Genomic DNA, 21458 nt, shown 5'->3' with positions numbered 1-21458 from the left:
CCGCGGGCGTCGCTCATCGTCCGAGCCGACCCGCGCCGACCCGTGTCGTCACGTGCCGTCACGCGCCGTCACGCGCCGTCACGTGCCGAGGGCCGCCGCCCGGGCCTGGCTACGCCGTCGGGCCGGTGTCTCGTGCGAAGCGGTCCCGCAGCCCCAGCGCCGTCGAGCGCCACGCCGCGGCCCGCTTGATCGTCGCGCCCATCTCGCCCTCGTCGACCGGGACGTGCACGACCGGCACGCCCCGCTCGGCCGCGAGCGCGAGCATCGCGTCGGTCGAGCCGGGGAACGCGAGCTGCAGCAGGACCGACGTCGTGCTCGCCTGCCGCTCGCCCTCACCGATGCGCCGCTTGTAGCGGATCTCGGTCACGGTCCGTCGCGTGAACGAGGCGCCCGTCGGCCCCGTCTCGCCGCTCGACGTGGCGTCGGCCTCCAGGAGGCGAGCGCCGTCGTCGGGCAGCGGGACGACCGACAGGTACAGCGACACGAGCAGCTCCGAGACCTTGCCCAGGACCCAGCCGCGCCCCGGCACGCGCGGGATCACGCGCAGGTACTGGGCGAAGTTCGCCTCGAGCGCGTCGGCCGACAGGCTCGACCACGCCGGCTGCGTACGCACCTCGAGGACGCGGTCCCAGTCGATCGCGTCGCCGTCGAACCCGACCTCGCCGGGCCCGACGTGCACCGCCCCGAACCGGTCGAGCAGCTCGAGCGGCCGGGTCGCGAAGCGCGGCACGTACGGGACCTGGCGGACGAGCCCAGCGACCGAGGCGTCCCAGTGGTCGGTGAGCGGCAGGACGGGGCGCGGGTACGCGTCCAGGGCGCGGCCCACCCAGCCGGTGACCAGGGTGTCGAGGCGCGGCCTGCTCCCGGCCCCTTCCCGGCCCGACGGCGGAGCGTCGGCCGCGTCGTCGGCGGCGGGATCTGCGGTGGTCGGGTCGGGGCGTCGTCGTCCGGGCAGCGTCGCGGGCATCCGCGGGATGCGGAGCCTGGGGCGTGCGGGAGGGTGCGCGGCTGCATCGGGCTCCGCGCCGGGCGAGGGGGCGGGCGAGGCGGCGGGTGTCGCGGTGGGCATCGCACCAGGCGCCGCGCCGGGAGCCACGTCCGCCGTTACACCGTCGGTGACGGGCGGCTCGGTGGTGGCTGGCCCGGTGGTGGCGCCGGGTTCCCCACGGGTCTCCGTGGCGACGCCGAGCGGCGACTCTTGGTCCATGGGCTCCCCTGCATGTCGACGACCGGGCGGGACGAGCCCGGCGCGGGCCGGGGCGCGGTCACCCCGGACCCTACCGTCCGCGCGCCGTCGATCACCCCGGGGGTGCCGACCCGTGAACGGTGCGACGCTGGACCGATGAGCGAGGTCCCCGGCACGACCGGCGCTACCGGCGCTACCAGTGAGCAGGCGGTCGACCGGCTGTTCGCCCTCCCCCTCGACGAGTTCGTCGCCGCCCGGAACGCCGCGACCAAGGAGGCGACTGCCGCCGGGGACACCGTGGGCGCCGCCCGGTTGAGCGCGCTGACCAAGCCGACCGTCGCCGCGTGGGTCGTCAACCAGGTCGCCCGCGCGCACCCCGAACAGGTCGCGAGCCTCGTCGCGCTGGGCGACGACCTGCGCGCCGCGACCGAGGCACGCGACCGGGCGCGCCTCACCGAGCTCGACCACGAGCGCCGACGCCTGGTCGACGCGCTGGTCCGGGAGGTGTCGCAGGCGGGCGGGGTCGGCGGGCGGCCCGTGTCGGGCGAGGCGCTGCGGCGGCTCGGCGAGACGCTCACCGCGGCCGTCATGGACCGTGACGCCGGGGCCCTCGTGCAGGCCGGGCGCCTGACCCAGGCGCTGCAGCACGTCGGGTTCGGGATCGTCGACGAGTCCGGCGAGGACGCCGACGTCGTGTCGTTGAGCGCGGAACGCGCGGCGCGGCGGGGCGGTGGGGCGGCCGCCGGGACCCGCGCGCGGCGCGCCGGGGCGGCGGCCGGTCAGGACGGTGGGGCGGAGGAGCGCCAGGACGACGAGGCCTCCAGGTCGGGCCCCGGGACCGAGCACTCGGGATCGGATACCGCCCTCGCGGACGCAGAACTCGAGGTCTCCGCGGCAGCCGCGGAGATCGACCGTCTCGAAGGTCGCCGCGACCAGGCCGTCGACGTCGTGCGGGAGGCGAGCGACGCCGTCGGGCCGCTGGACGCGCGGCTGAGCGAGCTCGACGAGCAGATCGCCCGGCTCGCCGCCGCACGCGACGACACCCGCGCGGCGCTCGACGAGGCGCGGGGAGCGCTCTGCGCGGCGGAGGGGGCCCTGGCTGCGGTCGACCGTGAGCTCGAGGCCGCCGAAGGACGCGCCGAGGAGGCGAGGCGCCGCCGGCGGGCGGCGCGCCCGAAGGGCTGAACCCGGCGGGCGCTCAGCCCCTGCTGGGACGCTCGCGCGGGACGGTCCCCGTGCCTGCTGGGGCGGCTCGGGCAGACCGCCTCATGGCGTCAGTCGTCCGAGGGCGGGGCCGTGCGCTCGGGGATCTGGACCCGGATCGACACGTCGTTAGCGCCCGGTTCCGTGGGCGTGGCGGGGTCGGTGGGTGTCGGGGTGGGAGTCGGCGTCGGCGACGGGGTGGGAGTCGGCGACGGGGTGACCGGCGGGGTCGTCGGGGAGCTCGTCGAGGTGGGAGTCGGCGAGGGCTGCCCAGGGCCCGTCTCCCCGCCCTTGCAGCCCGTGAGCACGGCGACGGACAGCAGGACTGTGGTCGTGATGGCGGCAGTGCGCACTACGGCTCCCGATGAATTGGTATGTCCGTCCAGGTTAAAAACGATTCGTGCGTCTCGCTCGGCGAGAACTCCCTCGACGCCTCCTATGCGGGGACTTCACCCCGCAGCCCGGACCTGGCACGCTGTCCTCCGTGCCCGGATTCGCCGTGATCGACCTCGAGACCACAGGGTTCTCGCCCCGCCAGCACGACCGCATCGCCGAGGTCGCCGTCGTCCTCACCGACGCCGTCGGCCGCGTCCAGGACGAGTGGTGCACGCTCGTCAACCCCGAGCGCGACCTCGGGCCCCAGCACGTGCACGGCATCAGCGCGGCCGACGTCGGTCTCGCGCCGACGTTCGCCGTCGTCGCGCCGCACCTCGCACGGCTCCTCGAAGGGCGCGTCATCGTCGCGCACAACGCGAGCTTCGACACCCGGTTCCTGCGCGCCGAGTTCGGTCGCGTCGGGCTGCCCGTGGGGATCGACCCGCTCGCGTGCCTGTGCACCATGCGCCTCGCCGGGACGTTCCTGCCGTCCGCACCGCGCGGGCTCGCGATCTGCTGCGAGCTCGCCGGGGTAGTGCACGACGGCGCCCACTCGGCCCTCGGAGACGCCCGTGCCACGGCCGGGCTCCTCGAGCACTACCTCGGGCTCGACGACGCCGACCCGCTCTGGGCCGTCGCGCACGAGGCCTCGGCGACGCACTCGTGGCCCTCGCTCCCGGTGTCCGGCGCCTTCACCCCGGTGCTGCGCGGCGCGAGCCGCCCGACCAGCCACTGGCTGTCCGGCCTGTCCGACCGCCTCGACCGCGTCCCCTACCCACCCCAGGCCGACGACTACCTCGCGCTCCTCGACCTCGCCCTGCTCGACAGGTACGTGTCCTTCACCGAGCGCGGCGCCCTGCTCGCCGCCGCCGAGGAGGCAGGGCTCAGCCGCGCGCAGGTCGAGTCGCTGCACCACGGGTACCTCGACGCGCTCGCACGGGTCGCCCTGTCCGACGGCGTCCTCTCGGACGGCGAAGTCGCCGACCTCCACGAGGTCGCGGACCAGCTCGGCATGGACGCCGACGACGTCGCGGCAGCGATCGTGCGCGCCGAGCGGGGCGTGGTGGTCGCCGGGAGCGACGCGCTCGGGGCGAGCACCATGCCCGACGGCGGAGCGCGCTCGGGCACGATGACTTCGGCTCTCGGCGGGGTTCCCGACGGCGGAACGCATCAGGGCGCGGCGCCTGCCGCCCTCGGCGGGGCTCCCGACGGCGCAGCGCACCTGGGCGCGGCGCCTGCCGCTCTCGGTTGGGTTCCCGACGTTGCAGCGCACCCGGGCGCGGCGCCTGCCGCCCTCGGCGAGGTTCGCGATGGCGGAGCGCACCCAGGCACGCAGGTGAGCGGCGCCGTCGGGCCGGGTGAGGGCGACGGGGCGGGTGGCGGCAACGGGGCGGGTGGCGGCCGTACGGCAGCGACGGCCGGTGCCGGTACTGCGCTCGTCGCGGGCCCCGGCATGACCGTCGCGGTGATGATCAAGACGACTGCCGGGGCCGTGGCGACCGTGGCCGACCGGCCGCGGTTCGCGCTGGCGCGGGGCGACGAGATCGTGCTGACCGGGGCCATGACGCGGCCGCGCGAGGACTGGGAACGTGAGGCGCGGGCGGCCGGCCTCGCCCCGTGGCCGAACGTCACCAAGCGCACGCGCGTCGTCATCGCCGCCGACCCCGACTCGCTGTCCGGGAAGGCACGCACCGCTCGGCGGTACGGGATCCCGGTCGTGAGCGAGCGCGTGTTCGAGGAGCTGCTGGGGCGGGTCTCGGTCGGCTGACCACTCCGGGGTGTCACGCCAGCGCGGCTTCGTCAGGTACCTCCGACGGTGCCGTGACGTAGTGCGTCGTCGGCGGAGTCCGCGCCCTGCTGAGACCACGCACGACCGGTGAGACACGGTCGACAACCCGAAGCCCGCCGTCGACCACGCACACCTCCCGCGAACGAAGACGCCCCCGGAGATACCCCTCCGCGCGCTCGCCGCTGCGCACGTCGACCATCCGCACACCGGTCCACTCCGCGTAGGGGACGACCTCGACGAGCTCGACGACGCGGCCCCCCGGCACCGCATCTGCCCGGACGAACATCTGCGCCCACCGGCGGCGACACCGCGCGACGAACCACACCGGGCCGGCGATCGGGGCGAGGAACAGCGTGCCGACGACGACCAGCTGCATGGTGGTCATCGCCGACGACACCGGATCCCCGCCGACCTGGGACGCGAACTCCGGGCTGACGAGGAAGGCGACGACGGGCAAGGGAGAGAGGAAGACCGCCACGAACGGCAGCAGCAGGCCGACGAGGGTCGGCCGGAACCAGTAGTGGGTGGCGAACCACGGAAGGTAGAGAACGAGCAGCACGACGCCCATCCCCCCGTAGTACGCCACGACCTCGTCGCCGCGCACCACCCCCGCGACCCACCTCACCAGGACCGTGAGGGAGCCCGCGAGGACGAGCACCGTGAGGACCAGACCCGCAGCTGCCCACAGGCGTGTGACGGCCGTACCCATGCAGACTCCCCCTGTCGTTGGCGCCCGGGCCGCTCGGCGGGTGCGCCGCGGGACCGGAAGGGCGCGCGACGCGCGCCCAGGGACCCATCGTGGGGGTGGTCAAGGGGGTGGCGGGGGTTGTCCACAGGGGGCAGAAACTGGAGTCAATCGTCTTGCCGAGCAAGGAGCCCTGCGGAGCGCCTCGAACTCAGGCTTCGCCGCCTTCTGCAGCACTACTCCATCACATCTGGGCATTTTGCCCATACTTCACCCGCCCACGGCTTGAACGCAGCCCCGCCGCCTGATGAGCTTCCGCCATGGACTCTGCCGTCGAAGCCACCCTCCGCACTCGGATCATCCAGTGGGTCCACGAGCGGGCAGACGCGAACGGAGGGTTCCTGCATCGCGCCGAGCTTCTCGACTTTCAGATCGATGGCGGGAAGCTGCCCGTCATCGACTATTCGCGCGGGATCCGCAACCCTAGGGACTTCTCTTCGACGCTATCGATCGTGAGCGTTGCCAACGGTCCGTACGACGACGCCGAGTCCGACGACGGGCTCCTTCGCTATGCCTACCGCGCCGGCGATCCGTGGACGGGAGACAACCGAAAACTCCGGCACGCGCTGGAGACCGGGATGCCTCTGATCCTCTTCCGCAAGGAGGTCCCGAACATCTACACGCCCATCGCGCCTGTTTATGTCGTCGACGACGAGCCTGAGAATCGCCAGTTCCTCATCGCACTCGACGAGGCGTTCAGGTTCATCCCCGACCCTGGCCACCTGACGGCGCCACAGCGTGCGTATGCACTTCGGCTCGCCAAACAGCGCCTGCATCAGCCGGCTTTCCGTACGCGCGTTCTCGTCGCCTACGAAACACAATGTGCCATCTGCAACCTCAAGCACGGCGCTCTCCTCGATGCCGCACACATCGTCCCGGACAGTGACGAGCGTGGCCTCCCCATCGTGAACAACGGTCTCGCACTGTGCAAGATCCACCACGCTGCCTACGACCACAACATGCTCGCTGTCACGCCGGACTACGAGGTCCGCATCGCGCTCGACCTTCTCGAAGAGATTGACGGCCCCATGCTCAAGCACGGGCTCCAGGAAATGCACGGGCGCCAGATCACCGTTCCACGCCGACGCGGCGATCGGCCACATCCTGAGTTGCTCGCCTCACGCTTCGAACGTTTCGGAGACCACGCAGGCGGCTGACACTTGGCCACCGCAGAGCGAGGTCGGCCAAGAGCTGGACGCTTGACCTCCCTCAGAGCCGCAGACGCGGCCGGGGGCACGGTACTCAATCGCTCCGCCTCTTTACCCCCACTCCCGCGGCGCGAACTGCGACAGCGTCAGCTCCGCGCCCTGCGGGTCGCGCACGACCGCTTCGCGCACCCATTCGTTCTCCGACGTCGACAGCACGACCCCTCCGGCCCGCTCGGCCGCTGCTGCGCTCTCGTCCCTGTCGGCGACGGAGAAAGCCACGTCCCAGCGCGCGGGCTGCCCCGACACGCGCGCGACGCCCGCGGCGACGTCGGCGAATCCCGGCGGCGCGAACTCCTGCCGCTCGTGGATTCCGGGGTCGACGGTCCGCGCGAGGTGGTCGCCGTAGCCGGGGACGCGGAACATCCCGGCACCGAGCTCGGGGTCGGCCTCCCATCCGAGCAGCGGGCCGTAGAAGTCGAGGGCGCGGTCGGGGTCGGGGGTGAGGAGGTTGCTGAAGTTCCAGGTCCCCGGCTCGTTGACGCGTTGCGCACCGAGGCGCGTGCCGGCCTGCCACAGGCGGAACCGCGCGCCCTGCGGGTCCTGGACCGAGGCCATGCGTCCGGGTGGGCCGACGATCTCAGGGCCCGAGAGCAGCACGCCGCCGTCGGCCGCGACAGCCCCGGCCGTCACACCGATGTCGTCGACCGCGACGTAGGTGATCCACTCGGGGGTCGCGTCACCCCCGTCGGGTGGGGAGGCGATGGCCGCGACGTCCTGCCCGTCGAGCGAGGCGACGACGTAGCGCCCCGGTGCGTCGGGCGGCATCTTGTCGGTGAACGTCCACCCGAACAGGGCGCCGTAGAACGCGGTGGCGGCGTCGACGTCGGGCTGCTCGGTGTCGACCCAGCACGGGACCCCGTGCGGGTACGTGCGGGGCTGCGTCGGTGTGCTCATCGCTACCTTCCCGGTCCCGCCCGGTGCGGGGCCTCCCGCCTCCCACCTTCGCAGCCACCGCCGACACGGGCCTCCGGAGGAGTGCAGCGACGCCGAGTGTGCAGTTCGGGTCGTCCCGAAGCCCCAGAGACAGCCCGAACTGCACACTCGGTGAGCACGGCCCTCGCCCCGCCGCCCTCTACGCTCTCACCGTGACCGACAACACCGACCGTGCCGCAGGCGTCCTCGTCGTGCAGGCGTGCGGCGACGCCCTGGGCGTCCCGTACGAGTTCGCGATGCCTCCCCGCGCCGACGAGGGCGCGGTCATGCGCGGCGGGGGGCTCGGCCCGTACGCGCCGGGCGAGTGGAGCGACGACACACAGATGGCCGTGTGCATCGCCCGCGTCGCGGCACAGGGGCGCGGGCTGACCGCAGAGGGCCCGCTCGACGACGTCGCCGCGGCCTTCGAGGCCTGGCTCACCGGGGGCGCGTCCGACGTCGGCACGCAGACCGCCGCCGTCCTGAGGAACGCCGCGCACCTCCCCGGGCGACCGGCCGCGAGGTTGCGCGCGGCGAGCGCGGCCCTGCACGCCTCGACGGGCCGGACCGCGGGCAACGGCGCGCTCATGCGCACCGGGATCGTCGGGGTGGTCGCTCTGGACGACCGCGCCGAGACGGCCCGCGCAGCCCGCGCAGTCGCTGCGCTCACGCACTCCGACCCGCTCGCGGGCGAGTCCTGCGTGCTCTGGTCGGAGGCGGTCCGGGTAGCGGTCACGCAGGAGAGGCTCGACGTCCGTGCGGGCCTCGATCTCCTGCCCCCCGATCGACGTGCCATGTGGGAGGCGTGGATCGCGGACGCCGAAAGGGAGCAGCCCACCGCCGACCTCCGGTCGAACGGCTTCACGGTCACGGCGTTCCAGGCTGCATGGCACGCGATCGCGTCCACCCACGTGCCCGACGGCGGAGCCCGCCCGGCGCGCAACGGCTCGGCTGCGTCGTCGGGCACCGTGGGCGAAGGCGCGCCGCACACCGTGCGCGCGCTGCAGGCGGCGGTCCGGATCGGGGGCGACACCGACACGGTGGCCGCCATCGCGGGGGCGCTCCTCGGCGCACGGTACGGGACGACCGACCTCCCCGCCGAGTGGCTCGACCTGGTCCACGGCTGGCCGGGGCTCGACGGCGAGGGGCTCGGCGACCTCGCCCGCACGACCGCCCAGCGCGGCACACACATCACGTGACCTGGGAACCCGCCCCGGGCGAGCGCACCGGCAAGAAGCCGACACTTACCCCTCCTCCCGCCCCGGGCACACCTCCGCCTCACCGCGCAGCACCGATCCCCCCGACACCCCGAGCTCGGTGTGCCCGGTCGAGCGGAGCGTGAGGACCGCGCCGTTGGCGTCCTCGGCCGAGAGGAAGGCCCAGCCTCCGGTGGGTGACTCGTTCTCGTGGAGCGCGTGGAACCCGTGCTCGGTCAGGACGGCATCGAGGGTGTCGACGACCTGCGCCCAGGAGCCGTCGACGCTGATCGGCTCCTCGGCGCGCCACCCCGGGGTCCAGAACGGGCACCGGCCGTCGGCGACCTCCCAGTCGACGGGGGCCCGCTCGACGGTCGTCCACTCCCGGGGGCCGGCTGCGTCGTCGACCACCTCACAGACGTCGGCGAGGACGGCGCCGTAGTGCTCGGGCGCGTCGGCGAGCGTGAGCGACGTCGGCGCCGACGCTCCGTTCCCGCCGCAGCCGGTGACGAGCGCCGCAACCAGCCCGGCAGCGGGCATCGCGCTCAGGTCGTCCCCACGTCGCATGGCACCCCCGCACGGCGTCAACGGCTCCCACCCGGAGCCGGGGCGACGATACCGACCGTCCCGGCCACCCGGAGACTTGTCCACAGGGATGGGCGGCCCGCGCCCCCCAAGCCGGCGGTCCAGGCGTCGAGTGTGCAGTTCGGGTCGTCCGGACGCTCCGACGACAGCCCGAACTGCACACTCGGCGACACCGCACGAGCAGCACTCGGCGACCCCGAACGAGCAGCACCCGGCGACACCGCACGAGCAACCCGCGCCGCCTACGTAGTACCCCCTACGTGCGTTGACCATCCCCCTGACCGCCCGACAGGCTCGCAGTCGTCCCCCTGTAATCGACGAGAGGCACGTGCATGCTCACGGCACGAACGATCCGACGACCAGCGACGGTGCTGGCTCTCCTTGCTCTTCTCCTGACGACGGCCCTCGCGTGGTCGATCGCCGGACCCGCGCCTCGCGCGGCCGCTGCCGAGGCGTGCGCTCCGGCGTGGTCCTCGTCCGCGGTGTACACGGGCGGCGCCGTCGTCTCGAAGGACGGCCAGAACTGGAAGGCCGGGTGGTGGACCCAGGGTGAGGCCCCGGGGACCACGGGCCAGTGGGGTGTCTGGCGCACCCAGGGCACCTGCGGCCCGACCGGCGGCACCACGGGTGGCACCACCGGTGGCACGACGGGCGGCACCACGGGTGGCAGCACCGGCGGCGGCACCGGCGGCTTCGTGGTGAGCGAGGCCCAGTTCAACCAGATGTTCCCGAACCGGAACCCGTTCTACACGTACCAGGGCCTGGTCGCGGCGCTCAGCGCGTACCCGCAGTTCGCCACGTCGGGCGGCACCGAGGTCGCCAAGCGCGAGGCGGCGGCGTTCCTCGCGAACGTCAACCACGAGACGGGCGCGCTGGTCTACGTCAAGGAGATCAACACCGCGAACTACCCGCACTACTGCGACGCGAGCCAGTCGTACGGCTGCCCCGCGGGCCAGTCGGCGTACTACGGCAAGGGCCCGATCCAGCTCTCCTGGAACTACAACTACAAGGCGGCGGGCGACGCCCTGGGCATCGACCTGCTGAACAACCCGTACCTGGTCGAGACCGACCCGGCCGTGGCCTGGAAGACGGGCCTGTGGTTCTGGAACACGCAGTCGGGCGCGGGCACGATGTCCGGTCACCAGGCGATCGTGGGCGGCTCGGGCTTCGGTGAGTCGATCCGGTCGATCAACGGCACGCTCGAGTGCAACGGCGGCAACCCCGCGCAGGTGCAGAGCCGCATCGCGGCGTTCCAGCGCTTCGCGCAGATCCTCGGCACGACCACGGGGTCGAACCTCACCTGCTGAGTCGTCCCCCTGCCCGACGGCGGAGCGCACCTTCCCAGGTGCGCTCCGCCGTCGGGCGTCCCACGGTCTCGCGGCCCGCGGCCGTCGAGTGTGCAGTTCGGGCTGTCACCGACGCTCCACGACGACCCGAACTGCACACTCGGCGCCCAGGCGCCCAAGAAACCAGGCACCCAGGCACCCGGGCGCCCAGCCCCGTCAGGCCGCGCAGTCCGTCGCCGCGTACGGCGTGCGGACCTCGACCGGCCCCGCCGGCTCGTGCACCGTCACGGTCGCCACCCCCGCCTCGATCGCCGGCACCCGGGCGGAGAACGTCTGCTGCGCGCTCTTGCCCGCGCCCACGCCCGCGAACTTCTTGGTCCCGAACGGCGTCGACACCTCGACGTCCACCGCGTGGTCCCCGCCGTTGAGCGCTCGCACCGAGACCTGCACCCTGCCGCCGACGCAGCGCGCCGTGGCCTCGACGCCGACCTCGGTCGACGGCACCGACGGCCCGGTCGCGAACTCGACCCGCGTCACGAACACGTCCCCGGCCCCTGCGTTCACCGCGCCGAGCGGCGCCCCGAACGTCAGACCGCTCAGCCAGGCGCCGTCCGCACCGGGCAGCGCCGCCGCGAACAGGTTGGCGTCGTCCCACTCGTCGGCCCCGTCGCGCTCGCGCGTCCCGAGCTGGGTCACGGCCCCGGGCGTGCCGTCGGCCGCGAGCGCGAGCGTGAACACGTCCACGCCGCCGACGGGCGTCCCCAGCGAGCCGTACGTCGTGCCGACGACGAGCACCGTGCCGTCGGCCCCGGCCACGCCGGTCACGCCGCGGTCGTCGGTCGCCGTGCCGGTCTGCGTGGTCCACAGGACCTCGCCCGAGGCGTCGAAGGCCCGCGCGAACACGTCGTTGTCACCGGCGGAGGCCCCGCCGAGCGCACCGCGCGTGTGCCCCACGGCGACGACCGACCCGTCTGCGCGCGCCACGAGCCCGCTCACCTGGTCGTTGGCGGAGGTCGCGACCCCTCGCATCCACACGAGCTCGCCCGCGCCGTCGTACCGCGCGACCCAGCCGTCGTTGGCGCCGGCCGCCTGCGCGCCCGGCATGCCCTGCCCTGCGACCCCGCCGACGTACACGGACCCGTCCGGGCCGGGGGCCACGGCGAGCGCCTTGTCCTCGCCCGGACCGCCGACCTGGCGCAGCCACAGGAGCTCGCCACCGGCCGAGACGCGCCCGACGACGGCGTCCTTGTCCCCCGCGCTCGTGCCACCGGGGACGGTGCCGCTCGTGTACCCGGCGACGTACGCGCCGCCCGCCCCGTCGGGCGCGACGGCGTAGAAGCGGTCGGCCGCGGCGGGATCGCCCGTCTGGAGGGTCCAGGCGCGCTCGCCCGTGGCGGTCACGGCCGCGACGAACCCGTCGTCGCGCGTCGTGCCCGCGTGCTTCCCGTCGAGGTCGCCCTTGGTGTACCCGGCGACGAGGGTCGTGCCGGCCCGTCCGGCGACCACGCCGTACGCGCGCTCGTCGGCGGCCGTCGCGATCGGGTGCTGCCACAGCGTCGCACCGTCCGCGTCGCGGCGGGCGAGCACGACGTCGAGGCCACCCGCGGGCTGGGACCCGGCCCACGCCCCGGCAAGGTTGAGCGCGACGGTCGTGCCGCCGTCGGGCGTGGGGAGGATGCCGCCCGCGCGGTCGTCGCCCGCGGAGCCGAGCAGCTCCGCGTCCCACGGCACGGTGGGCTCGGTGCGCAGGCGCGAGGACACGTCGACGATCGCCTCGCGGAACGCGGGCTGCCAGACGTCCCAGTCGTGGCCCCCGTCCATGACCCGCAGCTCGGCCGTCACTCCTGGCACGCGGCGCGCGGTGTTGTAGAGCCGGGCGGACTCGAAGTCGATGTCGTGGCTGGCCTCCGCGGGGTCCGGGTTGGCCCACTCGTCGTCGCCGACCGCGACGAACAGGTGCACGGGCAGCGCCGGGTCGAGCGCGGCGAGCGCCGCCGGGTAGGAGAGCTCGGTGTAGCGCTCGGGCGAGAACAGCTCGTGCCCGACGCCGTAGCCCCCGTGGTCACGGACGGACGAGTCCGCAGGGGGCTGGGGGACGTACACGGCGGGGCTCAGCACGATGCCGGCCGAGAACTCGTCCTGGTGCGCGAGGGTCAGGCGCAGCGCGCCCGCCCCGCCCATGGAGTAGCCGCCGACGGCGCGCGCCTCACGGTCGGCCACGGTGCGGTAGGTCGCGTCGACGTGCCCGACCAGGTCGCGCGTGAGCGCGGTCTCGACCTGGAGTCCTGCGCCTTCGCCCGAGTCCGCCGACCCCTCGTAGGCCGAGTCCGTGTACCAGCTGCCCCGGTCGTTCCAGGGCGCGTCGGGCATGACCACGACCAGGGGCTGGATCGCCTCGGTCCCGATGAGCTCGTCGAGGTCGGTCGCGACGCGCTGCCACGCGGCCTGCGTGTCGCCGCGCCCGTGCAGCAGGTAGACGGTCGGGTAGCGCTGCTCGGCGTCCTCGTCGTAGCCGGGTGGCAGGTACACCGTGTAGTCGACGGCACCGCCCGCGCCGAGCGCCTCCGAGGGCGCGCTGCCGGGCACGAGCGTGCCCTGCTCGGCGGCCGCGACGGGTCCGGCCACGACGAGCGGGAGCCCGACGACGGCGCCGCCCGCTCCCACCACCCCGGCCAGGAGGGCAGCGATCCGCCGCCGCGAACGAGGGACGCGCGGTGGCGTCGTCGGGAGGGCTGAGGTCATGGTTCTCTCCTTCGAGAAGCGTGAGCAGGGCCGTACGGGTCGTGCGGGGTGGGACGGGCACCGCGGCCGGCGAGGTGGAGCGGCCGGGGCCGACCATCGAACCGGTCGCAGTGGTCGAGGTGGAACAGAAGGCAGTGCAGGTTCAGCAGGTCGGGGCCACCCGCGCGCCGGTGCGCGGGCACCCCCTCACGGGAGAGCGGCCCTCAGGCCGTCGCCTCCCCCGCGACCGCGAGGACCGAGCGCGCGCGCTCGACCATCGCGACGTCGAGGAACGTGCCGTCGGGGAGCGCGATCGCCCCGACCCCGCGCGCGGCCGCGGTGCCGACGCGGTCGAGCACCTCGCGCGCCCGCGAGACCTCGTCGGTGCTCGGGAGGAACGCCTCGCGGATGGGGTCGAGCTGGACGGGGTGGATCGCGGTGCGACCCAGGAAGCCGAGGGCACGACCCGCACGGCACGAGGCCACGAGCCCGTCGACGTCCTTGACGTGCGTGTACGCCGACATGGACGGCGACGGCAGCCCCGCGGCCCGCGCCGCGACCACGAGGCGGCTGCGCACCCAGGCCAGCGCGCCGTCGTCGTCCACGCGCAGGTCGGAGCGCAGGTCGGCCTCGCCCAGGCCGACCGACGCGACCTGGGGCGAGGCGGACGCGATCTCGAACGCCCGCTCGACCCCGAGAGCCGACTCGACCAGCAGGTGCAGGTCGCGCCCGGGCAGCGCGGCCGCGAGGCCGCGGACCTCGTCGGCCGACTCGACCTTGGGCACGCGAGCCCCCACGGCGAGGGGAAGCGTCGCGACCGCCGCGACGTCGTCGGCGTGCCAGGGCGTGGCGCGCTGGTTGACGCGCACCTGGACCCGGCGCGAGACCTCGGCCAGCAGTTCCACGGCCGAGGCCCGCGCGGCCACCTTGGCGGCCGGGGCGACCGCGTCCTCGAGGTCGACGATCACGACGTCGGCGGACGTCGCGAACGCCTTGGTGACACGGTCGGGCCGGTCGGCCGGGGCGTAGAGCAGCGTGAGCGGCGGGGTGCTCATACGGCCCCCGCCTCCCGCAGCTCGGCGACGCGCTCGGCGTCGAAGCCCAGCTCGCCCAGCACCTCGTCGGTGTCGGCGCCGTGCGCGCGGCCCGTGAAGCCGATGACGCCGTCGTGGTCCGAGAGCCGGAACAGCGGGCCCTGCATGAGCAGGGGCCCGAGCTCGGGGTCCTCGATCTCGTGGAGCGTGCCGAGCGCCTGGAACTGCGGGTCGCCCACGATGTCCTGCGCGTCGTAGATGGGCGCGACCGCGGCCTGCGCCTCCTCGAACGCCGCCACGACCTCGTCGCGCGTGCGCTGCGCGATCCAGCCGCCCACGGCCGCGTCGAGCTCGTCGGCGTGCTGGGCGCGCTCGGCCCCCACCGCGAACCATGGCTCGTCGATGACCTCGGGGTGCCCCACGAGGCGCATGACGCGCTCCGCGATCGACTGCGCCGACGTCGAGACCGCGACCCACTGGCCGTCGCTCGTGCGGTACGTGTTGCGCGGCGCGTTGTTCGCCGAGCGGTTGCCCGTGCGCGGCTGCACGGTTCCTAGCTGGTCCCAGCGCGTGATCTGCGGGCCGAGCATCGCGAGGATCGGCTCGATGATCGCGGTGTCGACGACCTGGCCGCGGCCCGTGCGCTCACGGCTCTGGAGCGCGACCATGACCGCGAACGCGGTCGCGAGCGACGCGACGCCGTCCGCGAGACCGAACGGCGGCAGGGTCGGCGGACCGTCCGCCTCGCCCGTCATGGCCGCGAACCCGCTCATGGCCTCGGCGAGCGTGCCGAACCCGGGGCGCGACCGGTACGGCCCAACCTGCCCGAACCCGCTGATGCGCGCGAGCACGAGGCGAGGGTTGTGGGCCGAGAGCTCGTCGTAGCCCAGGCCCCAGCGTTCGAGCGTCCCGGGGCGGAAGTTCTCGATCACGACGTCGGCCTCGGCCGCGAGCGCCAGGAAGACCTCGCGCCCCCCGTCGCTCGACAGGTTGACGGTCACGGTGCGCTTGTTGCGGCCGAGCGTCTTCCACCAGAGGTTGACGCCGTCCTTCGCGGCGCCGTGCCCGCGCGAGGGGTCGGGCTTGATGGGGTGCTCGACCTTGATCACGTCGGCGCCCATGTCGCCGAGGTGCATCGCGGCCATGGGGCCCGCGAAGAGCGTCGAGGCGTCGACGACCTTGAGGCCCGCGAGCGCACCGTCCCGGGGGTCGCGCGAGACGGTCATGCCGTCACTTCCACGGTCCAGGCGCAGCGGAAGCCGATGCTCGAGCTGCGTGCCAGCCCCAGGCCCGGCAGGAGCAGCTTGGCGCTGAACTCGGGGCGCTGGACGCCGCCGTCGAAGTACCACTCGGAGCCGACGGACTCGTGGTCCGAGCCGCCCTTGAGCATCGCGTAGCGGGTGCGGCCGTCGCTGTGCTCGCTCTCGGTCCAGTTCCACACGACGGGGGTGCCGCGCAGCAGGCCGCCGGTCTCGCCCGCGAGCTGCCACTCGTCCTCGCTCGGGAGCCGGCCTCCGCGCCAGGCGCTGTAGGCGCGCGCGTCGTCGAGGTCGACGAACGTCACGGGCTCGTCCTCGCGCCCCGCGGGCGGTCGGTCGTCCACCCAGTGCGCGAGGAACCTGTGCCGGGTCGCGGGCCGGTAGCCGGTCGCGTCGAGGAACCGTGCGAACTCGGCGTTGGTCACCTCGGTGGCCGCGACCGCGACGGGGGCGGCGAGCTCGCCGTCGCGCTGGAGCGTGCGCGGGTCGTGCAGGCGCGGCGCGAGGGGCTTCCACTCCTCGACGTAGGGCGCGCCCTGGTACATCCCGGTCTCGCGGGCGCGGTAGCGCACCGTCAGGACGTACGGCCCCGCGGGCACGACGACGGCGCTCGCCTCCACGTCCTGGCCCGCCCCGGTCTCGGGGTGGACCGGCACGGGGTGGGCGGTGGTGTGTGCGGCGGAGCCGTCGAGCCGGGCGGTGCCGTCGAGCCCCGACGCCGAGACCTCCGGCACGATCCGGCGCGCGAGGCGGTGCGGGAACCGCGCGTCCGCGCTCGGAGCGTGACGCCGCATGTCCTCGACGAGGCCGGGGAGCCAGTCGGGCTCGTCGGCGCCGGGGGCGACGTGCACGAGCGCCGCGATGCCGCGGCCCGGGACCGTGACGGGTGGAGCGGTGGCACCGGCTCCGTCGACGGTGCCACCGGCCTGGGCGACCGGCGTACCGGTCGGGTCGGTGGGGGCGGCGGAGGCCGCCAGGCCGGTCAGGTCGATCAGACGGCCGGCGGGGGCGTCCGCGAGGACCTGGCCCGTGTAGTCGTCCTCGCCGCGGTTGACGAGCGTCCACAGCGAGACGCCGTCGCGCGAGAAGAGCGACGCGTGCACGCCCGCGTCGCGCGCCTCGGGGGCGAGGTCCGTGAGCGGGGTCCAAGCGCCGTCGAGCAGCAGGTCCTTGGCGGCGCGCTGGACCGTGACCATGCGGCGCAGCGTCGCGGCGTCGCGCTCGCTCCACCCGACCCACACCCCGAACACGACCTCCCACACCATGACGCCCACGCCGTTGATCCACGCAGACTGGAGCTCGTCGGTGTGGTCGCGGTTCCAGCGGCGCACGTGGTGCTGCATGTGACGGCGCTCGTACCAGTGCGCGCGCAGGACGCCCGGCACCGCCGAGTCGGCGAAGAACTGCGCCCACGACGACGAGTGGTCCTCGATGCGCTCGACCGCGAGCTTGGACTCGCCCTCGAGGACGATGCCCGGCCGGGCGGCCTCGAGCCGTGCGACGAGCTCGGGCTCGGCCTTCTTGAGCGTGTCGAGGAAGACGCCGTCCGCCGGAAGGTCCGCGACGACCGCAGCGAGCTCGGACAGGTCGTCCTCGCCGCGGCGCGTGCCCGTGTCCCACGGGTTGTAGTCGACGAACACGTGCAGGCCCGCGGCGTGCAGGGTCGCGACCAGGCCGTCGGGCCCCGTGAGGCCCGGGACGTCACGGTAGAAGTCCCACTGGTTGCGGTCGTCGATCCCGATGACCGGGTACGCGTGCCACAGCACCACGGCGTCGAGGTCCGCGAACCGCTCCCGCGCGTCGGCGAGGAAGCGCTCGGGCGTGAAGCGGTTCTCCTCGAACGAGTAGAGCAGCTCGTCCCACAGCCAGACCTGCGCGATCGTGAAGCAGCTCGCGGCCCACGCGGCCTGCGGTCGCTCGTAGACCGCGCCCGTGAACCCGTGGCGCTCGCGCGCGCCGCTGCGCCACGCCTCGAGCCGCTCGCGCCACGCGGCCCGCTGCGCCGGGTCGTCAGGCGCGGCGAAGATCTTCGCCTGGTCGAGCGCGGCGACGTCCTGCTCGTCGAGCGGCCCGTCGAGCGGGACGGACGTGGGGAGGTCGATGGGGCGAGGGACGAGCGGGTCGAACGTGTAGCTCATGGCAGCTGCTCCGTGTGCGCGAAGGTGGCGACCTCGTCGGCCGTGGGCACGGCGTCCTGGGCCCCGGGCCGTGTCACGGCCAGGGCGCCCGCGAACGAGGCGGTCCGGGCGGCGTCCACGAGGGTGGCCCCGCCCGCGAGGGCTGCGGCGAGCACGCCGCAGAAGGTGTCTCCTGCGCCCGTCGTGTCGACGGCGTCGACGCGCGGGGCGGGTACGTGGACGGGGGCCGAGCCGCGCTGGGCGACGAGGCACCCGGCACCGCCGAGGGTCACGACGACGGCGGGCACCCTGGCGAGCAGGGTCGCGGCCAGGCGCGCGGCGACGTCGGCGGGGCTGGTGGGGGCGGCCGGGCTGGTGAAGATGGCCGGGTCGGTGGGGGAGGCGAGGCCGGTGGAGGTAGCAGGGTCGGTGGGAGCGGCCGGGTCGCCGGCGTCCCCCGCCAGGTCGCGCGCCTCGTGCTCGTTGACGATCAGCAGGTCGAGCGCGGCCCACATCTCGTCGGGCAGGTCGCGGGACGGCGCCGCGTTGAGCACGAGCACTGCCCCCGGCCGTCGGGCGGCCCCCGCGGCGAGGACGACCTCGAGCGGGATCTCGAGCTGCGCCAGGACGACGTCCGCCGCCGCGATCCGGTCCGCCTGCTCGGGGCCGATGCGCACCTGCGAGTTCGCGCCGGGGGCGACGACGATCGCGTTCTCGCCGTCGGGCGAGACCGTGATGAGCGCGGTCCCCGTGGGGGCCGCGGTGCGGCCGACGAGGTCGGTGCGCACCCCTGCGCCGTCGAGCGAGGCGAGCAGCAGCCCGCCCGACTCGTCCCGGCCGAGGGCCCCGACGAACGTCGTGTCGGCGCCGCCCGCCCGGGCGGCGGCGACGGCCTGGTTGGCGCCCTTGCCGCCGGGGCTGCGGCGCAGGTCGCCGCCGAGGATCGTCTCGCCACCACCGGGGTGGCGGGGGACGTCGACCACGAGGTCGACGTTGGCCGAGCCGACGACGACGACGCTCCCCCGGCTCGGGGCGGTCTGGTCGGGGCTCATGCGCCGGCCCTCACGGTGTCGGTGTTGTCGGCGGTGTCGGCGACCACGGCAGCATCGGTGGCTGCCGGGACCACCGCTCCCGTGAGCCGCAGCGCGAGCGTCCGGGCGGCGAGGTCGTCGATGCGCTGCTCCCCGCCGGGGAGCGAGGTCGCGATGCGACCGTCGACAGGTCCGGTCCATGCCTGGCCGATCCCCGCGGTCCCGAGCAGGGCCCCGACGACGCCGCCCACTGTCGCGGCGGCCGAGTCGGTGTCCCAGCCCGCGGTGACCGCGATCGAGACGCTCGTCCCGAAGTCCCCCGCACCCTTGGTCAGGGCGTAGGCGATCACGGCCGCGTTGTTGAGCACGTGGACCCAGTGCAGGTCGCCGTACACGGCGTGGATGCGGTCGAGGCCGACGCTCACGTCGCCGTCCTGCGCGGCCTCGCGGCCCAGGCGCGCGGCCTCCGCGATCCGGCTGCCGGGAGGGAGCACGGTCTGGGCCGCGTCGAGCACGTCCTCGACGGTCGAGCAGACCATCGACGCCGACGCGAGCGCCGCGGCCCACATGGCGCCGTAGACGCCGTTGCGCGTGTGGCTCAGGCGCGCGTCGACCCAGGCGAGGTACGCGGCGCTCCGGACGTCGCCCGGGGCGACCCACCCGAGCACGTCGGTGCGGATGAGCGCACCGATCCACTCGCGGAACGGGTTCTGGTGCGTCGCGGTCTCGGGCACGGGACGCGCGTCGAGGATGTTGCGGTACGCCGCACGCTCCGCGGTGAACACGCGCCCCGCGGGCAGGTTGTCGAGCCAGAGCTGGGCGACGTCGTCGGTCGTGAAGCCCGCGCCGTGCTTCTCCAGCAGGGCGAGCGCGAGGATCGGGTAGTTGAGGTCGTCGTCCTCGGGCATCCCGTCGATGTTCTCCTCGAGCGAGGTCGGGGCGCTGCGCCGGTTCCAGGGCCAGCGCGCCGCGACGTCGTCGGGCAGCCCGACCGCCGTGAACCACGTGGCGAGGGGCCAGCGGCCCGTGGCCCGGAGGATCTCCTCGATGCCCTGGCGCGGGATCTTCTCGACCGGCTTGCCCAGCAGGCAGCCGGCCGAGCGCCCGGTCCAGGCGCCGTGCACGCGGCGGGCGAGCTCGTCGTCGGGCACCGTGGGGAGCGCCGGGGGCGCCGGGAGCAGCACGGCGATCTGCGCCCACCCGTCCGGCTCGGCCGGGGCCGGGGCCGCCGGGAGGGCGTCGAGCTCGTCGAGGAGCTCGCGTGCCAGGGCGCGCAGCGCCGGGGGCGCGGGCACGGGGCCCGCGCCGCTCACGGCCGGGACCGTGTCGCCGCCCGCCGCGGTCCACCGTGCGACGACGGCCGCGACGTCCTTGCCCTCGATGGTCGACTGGACGAGCTCGTGCGCGAGCAGGTCCTCGGGCTGGGCCCAGGTGAGTCTCACGCCGAGGCTCCCACCGTCGCGGCCTCGATCTCGTCGAGGGCCAGGAGCCGAGCCGTCGCGGCCTCGCGGTCGGCACGCAGGATGTCGCCCGCGGCCTGCCCCATGAGCCGACCGGTCGCGCGGACGTCGGTACGGCTCGCGCGCTCGATCTCGTCGAGCCACTCGGTCGGCACGACCTCGGTCCCGCCGAGCCCGGCCGTGATCGCGCCTGCCATGACCGCGATCGAGTCGGCGTCGCGCCCGTAGTTGACCGCGCCGAGCACCGCGCCGCGGAAGTCGCCGCGGTGGCCCAGAACGAACCCGAGCGCCGCGGGCAGCTCCTCGATGGACTTGGTGCGCGAGGGGCGGCGCGCGTCCATCGACATCTGCCGGTACTCGGGACCGACCGAGTCGAAGGGGGCCACGACCTCGCGGATCTTGCGGGCCAGCGCCCGCTCCTCCTCGTCGGTCGTGGGCACCGTGCCCCAGCCGTCGAACGCGTCCGCGACGGCGCGCAGCGCGGCGAGCGTCCCGTCGTGCGCGACGTCGAGCGCGGCCGTCACGACGTCCTCGACGCTCGCCCCGGGGGCGACCGCCGCGGCGACCATGGCGGCGAAGACACCCGCTGCCTCGCGACCGTAGCTCGCCTGGTGGGCGCCCGTCAGGTCGATCGCCTCGGCGTACGCGCCGCGCGGGTCGCCCGCGTTGGCCAGCCCGACGGGGGCCACGTACATGGCCGCGCCGCAGTTGACGATGTTGCCGACCCCGGCCTCGCGCGGGTCGACGTGCCCGTAGTGGAGCCGTGCCACGATCCACTTCTCCGCGAGGAACACGCGCTGCAGCAGCAGCGCCGTCGACTCGAGCTCGGGGATCCAGCGGGGCTCGCCGATCATGAGCGGGACCAGGTCCTCGGCCACGGCGTACGCGTCGAGGTGCGCCCGACGCTTGGCGTAGACCTCGACGAGCGCCTGGGTCATGAGGGTGTCGTCCGTGATGTGCCCGTCGCCCTTGTGGTACGGCGCGATGGGTCGGGCGTCCTGCCAGTTCGGGTAGAACGGCCCGACGATGCCCGTGACCCGCCCGCCGTGACGCTCCTCGATCTGCTCCGGGGTCCACCCCTCGGTCGCCCCACCCAGCGCGTCGCCGACGGCCGCGCCGGTGATCACCGCCACTGCCTTCTCGTCCAGCCAGCTCACGAGGTCACTCCCTGTCGTTCGTCGTTCTGCGTTCGGGCGACTCGTGGCCACCCGTGGTCGTCGTCCGTGCGGACGGGCGGGCTGCCGCCCCGCCCCACCGCTGCACAACTTTGTGATCAATTACCACCCAGTCTCATATAAACAAAAACCAGCCCACCAGACCAACAGGCAAATGGGTTGGCGTGGTCTGGGTG

16 protein-coding genes are annotated in these 21458 nt (G+C 74.4%); 5 read left to right on the top strand and 11 right to left on the bottom strand.

The genetic code is table 11. The annotated features are described in order from the left end of the window. Positions 1–109: 109 nt before the first annotated feature. On the bottom strand, positions 110–1069 hold the full coding sequence (locus ACFVQ3_RS12030; RefSeq protein ID WP_387639111.1) for a hypothetical protein: 960 nt from the start codon (positions 1067–1069) through the stop codon (positions 110–112). Positions 1070–1342: 273 nt separating this feature from the next. On the opposite strand from ACFVQ3_RS12030, the gene ACFVQ3_RS12025 reads away from it, so the two are divergent. Both ACFVQ3_RS12025 and ACFVQ3_RS12020 read left to right on the top strand, forming a co-directional pair. Next, complete coding sequence (locus ACFVQ3_RS12025) at positions 1343–2371, top strand: hypothetical protein (protein ID WP_387639108.1); 1029 nt, start codon at positions 1343–1345, stop codon at positions 2369–2371. A 502-nt stretch (positions 2372–2873) separates the two neighbouring features. Then, a complete protein-coding gene (locus tag ACFVQ3_RS12020) occupies positions 2874–4532 on the top strand; it encodes an exonuclease domain-containing protein (protein WP_387639106.1) in 1659 nt (552 codons plus the stop codon). A 13-nt stretch (positions 4533–4545) separates the two neighbouring features. On the opposite strand, the gene ACFVQ3_RS12015 is transcribed toward ACFVQ3_RS12020, so the two are convergent. Beyond that, the gene (locus ACFVQ3_RS12015) at positions 4546–5121 is read right to left on the bottom strand and encodes a hypothetical protein (protein ID WP_387639103.1); all 576 of its coding nucleotides are present in this window, start codon (positions 5119–5121) and stop codon (positions 4546–4548) included. 437 nt (positions 5122–5558) lie between these two features. Between ACFVQ3_RS12015 and ACFVQ3_RS12010 the strand changes: the two genes are divergently transcribed. Then, positions 5559–6455 (top strand): HNH endonuclease, encoded by an 897-nt coding sequence (locus ACFVQ3_RS12010; protein WP_387639100.1) that lies wholly within the window; start codon positions 5559–5561, stop codon positions 6453–6455. A gap of 102 nt (positions 6456–6557) precedes the next feature. Here the strand turns inward: ACFVQ3_RS12010 and ACFVQ3_RS12005 are convergent, their stop codons facing one another. Further along, positions 6558–7400 (bottom strand): VOC family protein, encoded by an 843-nt coding sequence (locus tag ACFVQ3_RS12005; RefSeq protein ID WP_387639098.1) that lies wholly within the window; start codon positions 7398–7400, stop codon positions 6558–6560. A 191-nt stretch (positions 7401–7591) separates the two neighbouring features. Between ACFVQ3_RS12005 and ACFVQ3_RS12000 the strand changes: the two genes are divergently transcribed. Next, positions 7592–8617 carry an ADP-ribosylglycohydrolase family protein gene (locus tag ACFVQ3_RS12000; protein ID WP_387639095.1) on the top strand — a complete coding sequence of 342 codons (1026 nt, stop codon included), beginning with the start codon at positions 7592–7594 and terminating at the stop codon, positions 8615–8617. 45 nt (positions 8618–8662) lie between these two features. Here ACFVQ3_RS12000 and ACFVQ3_RS11995 read toward each other — a convergent pair whose 3' ends face one another. Continuing rightward, positions 8663–9181: a hypothetical protein gene (locus tag ACFVQ3_RS11995; RefSeq protein ID WP_387639093.1), complete on the bottom strand. Its 519-nt coding sequence runs from the start codon at positions 9179–9181 to the stop codon at positions 8663–8665. A gap of 350 nt (positions 9182–9531) precedes the next feature. On the opposite strand from ACFVQ3_RS11995, the gene ACFVQ3_RS11990 reads away from it, so the two are divergent. After that, positions 9532–10506 (top strand): glycoside hydrolase family 19 protein, encoded by a 975-nt coding sequence (locus ACFVQ3_RS11990; RefSeq protein WP_387639091.1) that lies wholly within the window; start codon positions 9532–9534, stop codon positions 10504–10506. A 195-nt stretch (positions 10507–10701) separates the two neighbouring features. On the opposite strand, the gene ACFVQ3_RS11985 is transcribed toward ACFVQ3_RS11990, so the two are convergent. The 7 genes from ACFVQ3_RS11985 to ACFVQ3_RS11955 form a co-directional block, all read right to left on the bottom strand. After that, positions 10702–13227 carry an alpha/beta hydrolase-fold protein gene (locus ACFVQ3_RS11985; RefSeq protein WP_387639089.1) on the bottom strand — a complete coding sequence of 842 codons (2526 nt, stop codon included), beginning with the start codon at positions 13225–13227 and terminating at the stop codon, positions 10702–10704. 203 nt (positions 13228–13430) lie between these two features. Beyond that, positions 13431–14261 carry an HpcH/HpaI aldolase/citrate lyase family protein gene (locus ACFVQ3_RS11980; protein WP_387639087.1) on the bottom strand — a complete coding sequence of 277 codons (831 nt, stop codon included), beginning with the start codon at positions 14259–14261 and terminating at the stop codon, positions 13431–13433. Then, positions 14258–15466, bottom strand: coding sequence for a CaiB/BaiF CoA transferase family protein (locus ACFVQ3_RS11975; RefSeq protein ID WP_387639085.1), 1209 nt, complete (start codon positions 15464–15466; stop codon positions 14258–14260). The genes ACFVQ3_RS11980 and ACFVQ3_RS11975 overlap by 4 nt, the downstream gene beginning before the upstream one ends. Then, positions 15463–17637, bottom strand: a complete 2175-nt coding sequence (locus tag ACFVQ3_RS11970; protein WP_387639082.1) for an SUMF1/EgtB/PvdO family nonheme iron enzyme — start codon at positions 17635–17637, stop codon at positions 15463–15465. The genes ACFVQ3_RS11975 and ACFVQ3_RS11970 overlap by 4 nt, the downstream gene beginning before the upstream one ends. Next, a complete protein-coding gene (locus tag ACFVQ3_RS11965) occupies positions 17634–18668 on the bottom strand; it encodes a ribokinase (protein WP_387639079.1) in 1035 nt (344 codons plus the stop codon). The genes ACFVQ3_RS11970 and ACFVQ3_RS11965 overlap by 4 nt, the downstream gene beginning before the upstream one ends. Beyond that, positions 18665–20089, bottom strand: a complete 1425-nt coding sequence (locus ACFVQ3_RS11960) for an ADP-ribosylglycohydrolase family protein (protein WP_387639076.1) — start codon at positions 20087–20089, stop codon at positions 18665–18667. The genes ACFVQ3_RS11965 and ACFVQ3_RS11960 overlap by 4 nt, the downstream gene beginning before the upstream one ends. Then, positions 20086–21264 (bottom strand): ADP-ribosylglycohydrolase family protein, encoded by a 1179-nt coding sequence (locus tag ACFVQ3_RS11955; RefSeq protein ID WP_387639074.1) that lies wholly within the window; start codon positions 21262–21264, stop codon positions 20086–20088. Before ACFVQ3_RS11955 ends, ACFVQ3_RS11960 begins: the two co-directional genes overlap by 4 nt. Positions 21265–21458 lie beyond the last annotated feature (194 nt).

This window comes from Oerskovia sp. NPDC057915 (assembly GCF_042887685.1).
In the GTDB taxonomy this organism is placed as follows: Bacteria; Actinomycetota; Actinomycetes; order Actinomycetales; family Cellulomonadaceae; genus Oerskovia.
The sequence above is the reverse complement of the archived record's forward strand: the minus strand, read 5'-3'. Positions and strand labels throughout refer to the sequence as shown.

Bases quoted from the DNA above. Each gene is read 5' to 3' on its own strand.
- ACFVQ3_RS12030 (WP_387639111.1), bottom strand. From the start codon at position 1,069: ATGCCCACCGCGACACCCGCCGCCTCGCCCGCCCCCTCGCCCGGCGCG.
- ACFVQ3_RS12025 (WP_387639108.1), top strand. From the start codon at position 1,343: ATGAGCGAGGTCCCCGGCACGACCGGCGCTACCGGCGCTACCAGTGAG.
- ACFVQ3_RS12015 (WP_387639103.1), bottom strand. From the start codon at position 5,121: ATGGGCGTCGTGCTGCTCGTTCTCTACCTTCCGTGGTTCGCCACCCAC.
- ACFVQ3_RS12010 (WP_387639100.1), top strand. From the start codon at position 5,559: ATGGACTCTGCCGTCGAAGCCACCCTCCGCACTCGGATCATCCAGTGG.
- ACFVQ3_RS12005 (WP_387639098.1), bottom strand. From the start codon at position 7,400: ATGAGCACACCGACGCAGCCCCGCACGTACCCGCACGGGGTCCCGTGC.
- ACFVQ3_RS11995 (WP_387639093.1), bottom strand. From the start codon at position 9,181: ATGCGACGTGGGGACGACCTGAGCGCGATGCCCGCTGCCGGGCTGGTT.
- ACFVQ3_RS11990 (WP_387639091.1), top strand. From the start codon at position 9,532: ATGCTCACGGCACGAACGATCCGACGACCAGCGACGGTGCTGGCTCTC.
- ACFVQ3_RS11985 (WP_387639089.1), bottom strand. From the start codon at position 13,227: ATGACCTCAGCCCTCCCGACGACGCCACCGCGCGTCCCTCGTTCGCGG.
- ACFVQ3_RS11980 (WP_387639087.1), bottom strand. From the start codon at position 14,261: ATGAGCACCCCGCCGCTCACGCTGCTCTACGCCCCGGCCGACCGGCCC.
- ACFVQ3_RS11975 (WP_387639085.1), bottom strand. From the start codon at position 15,466: ATGACCGTCTCGCGCGACCCCCGGGACGGTGCGCTCGCGGGCCTCAAG.
- ACFVQ3_RS11970 (WP_387639082.1), bottom strand. From the start codon at position 17,637: ATGAGCTACACGTTCGACCCGCTCGTCCCTCGCCCCATCGACCTCCCC.
- ACFVQ3_RS11965 (WP_387639079.1), bottom strand. From the start codon at position 18,668: ATGAGCCCCGACCAGACCGCCCCGAGCCGGGGGAGCGTCGTCGTCGTC.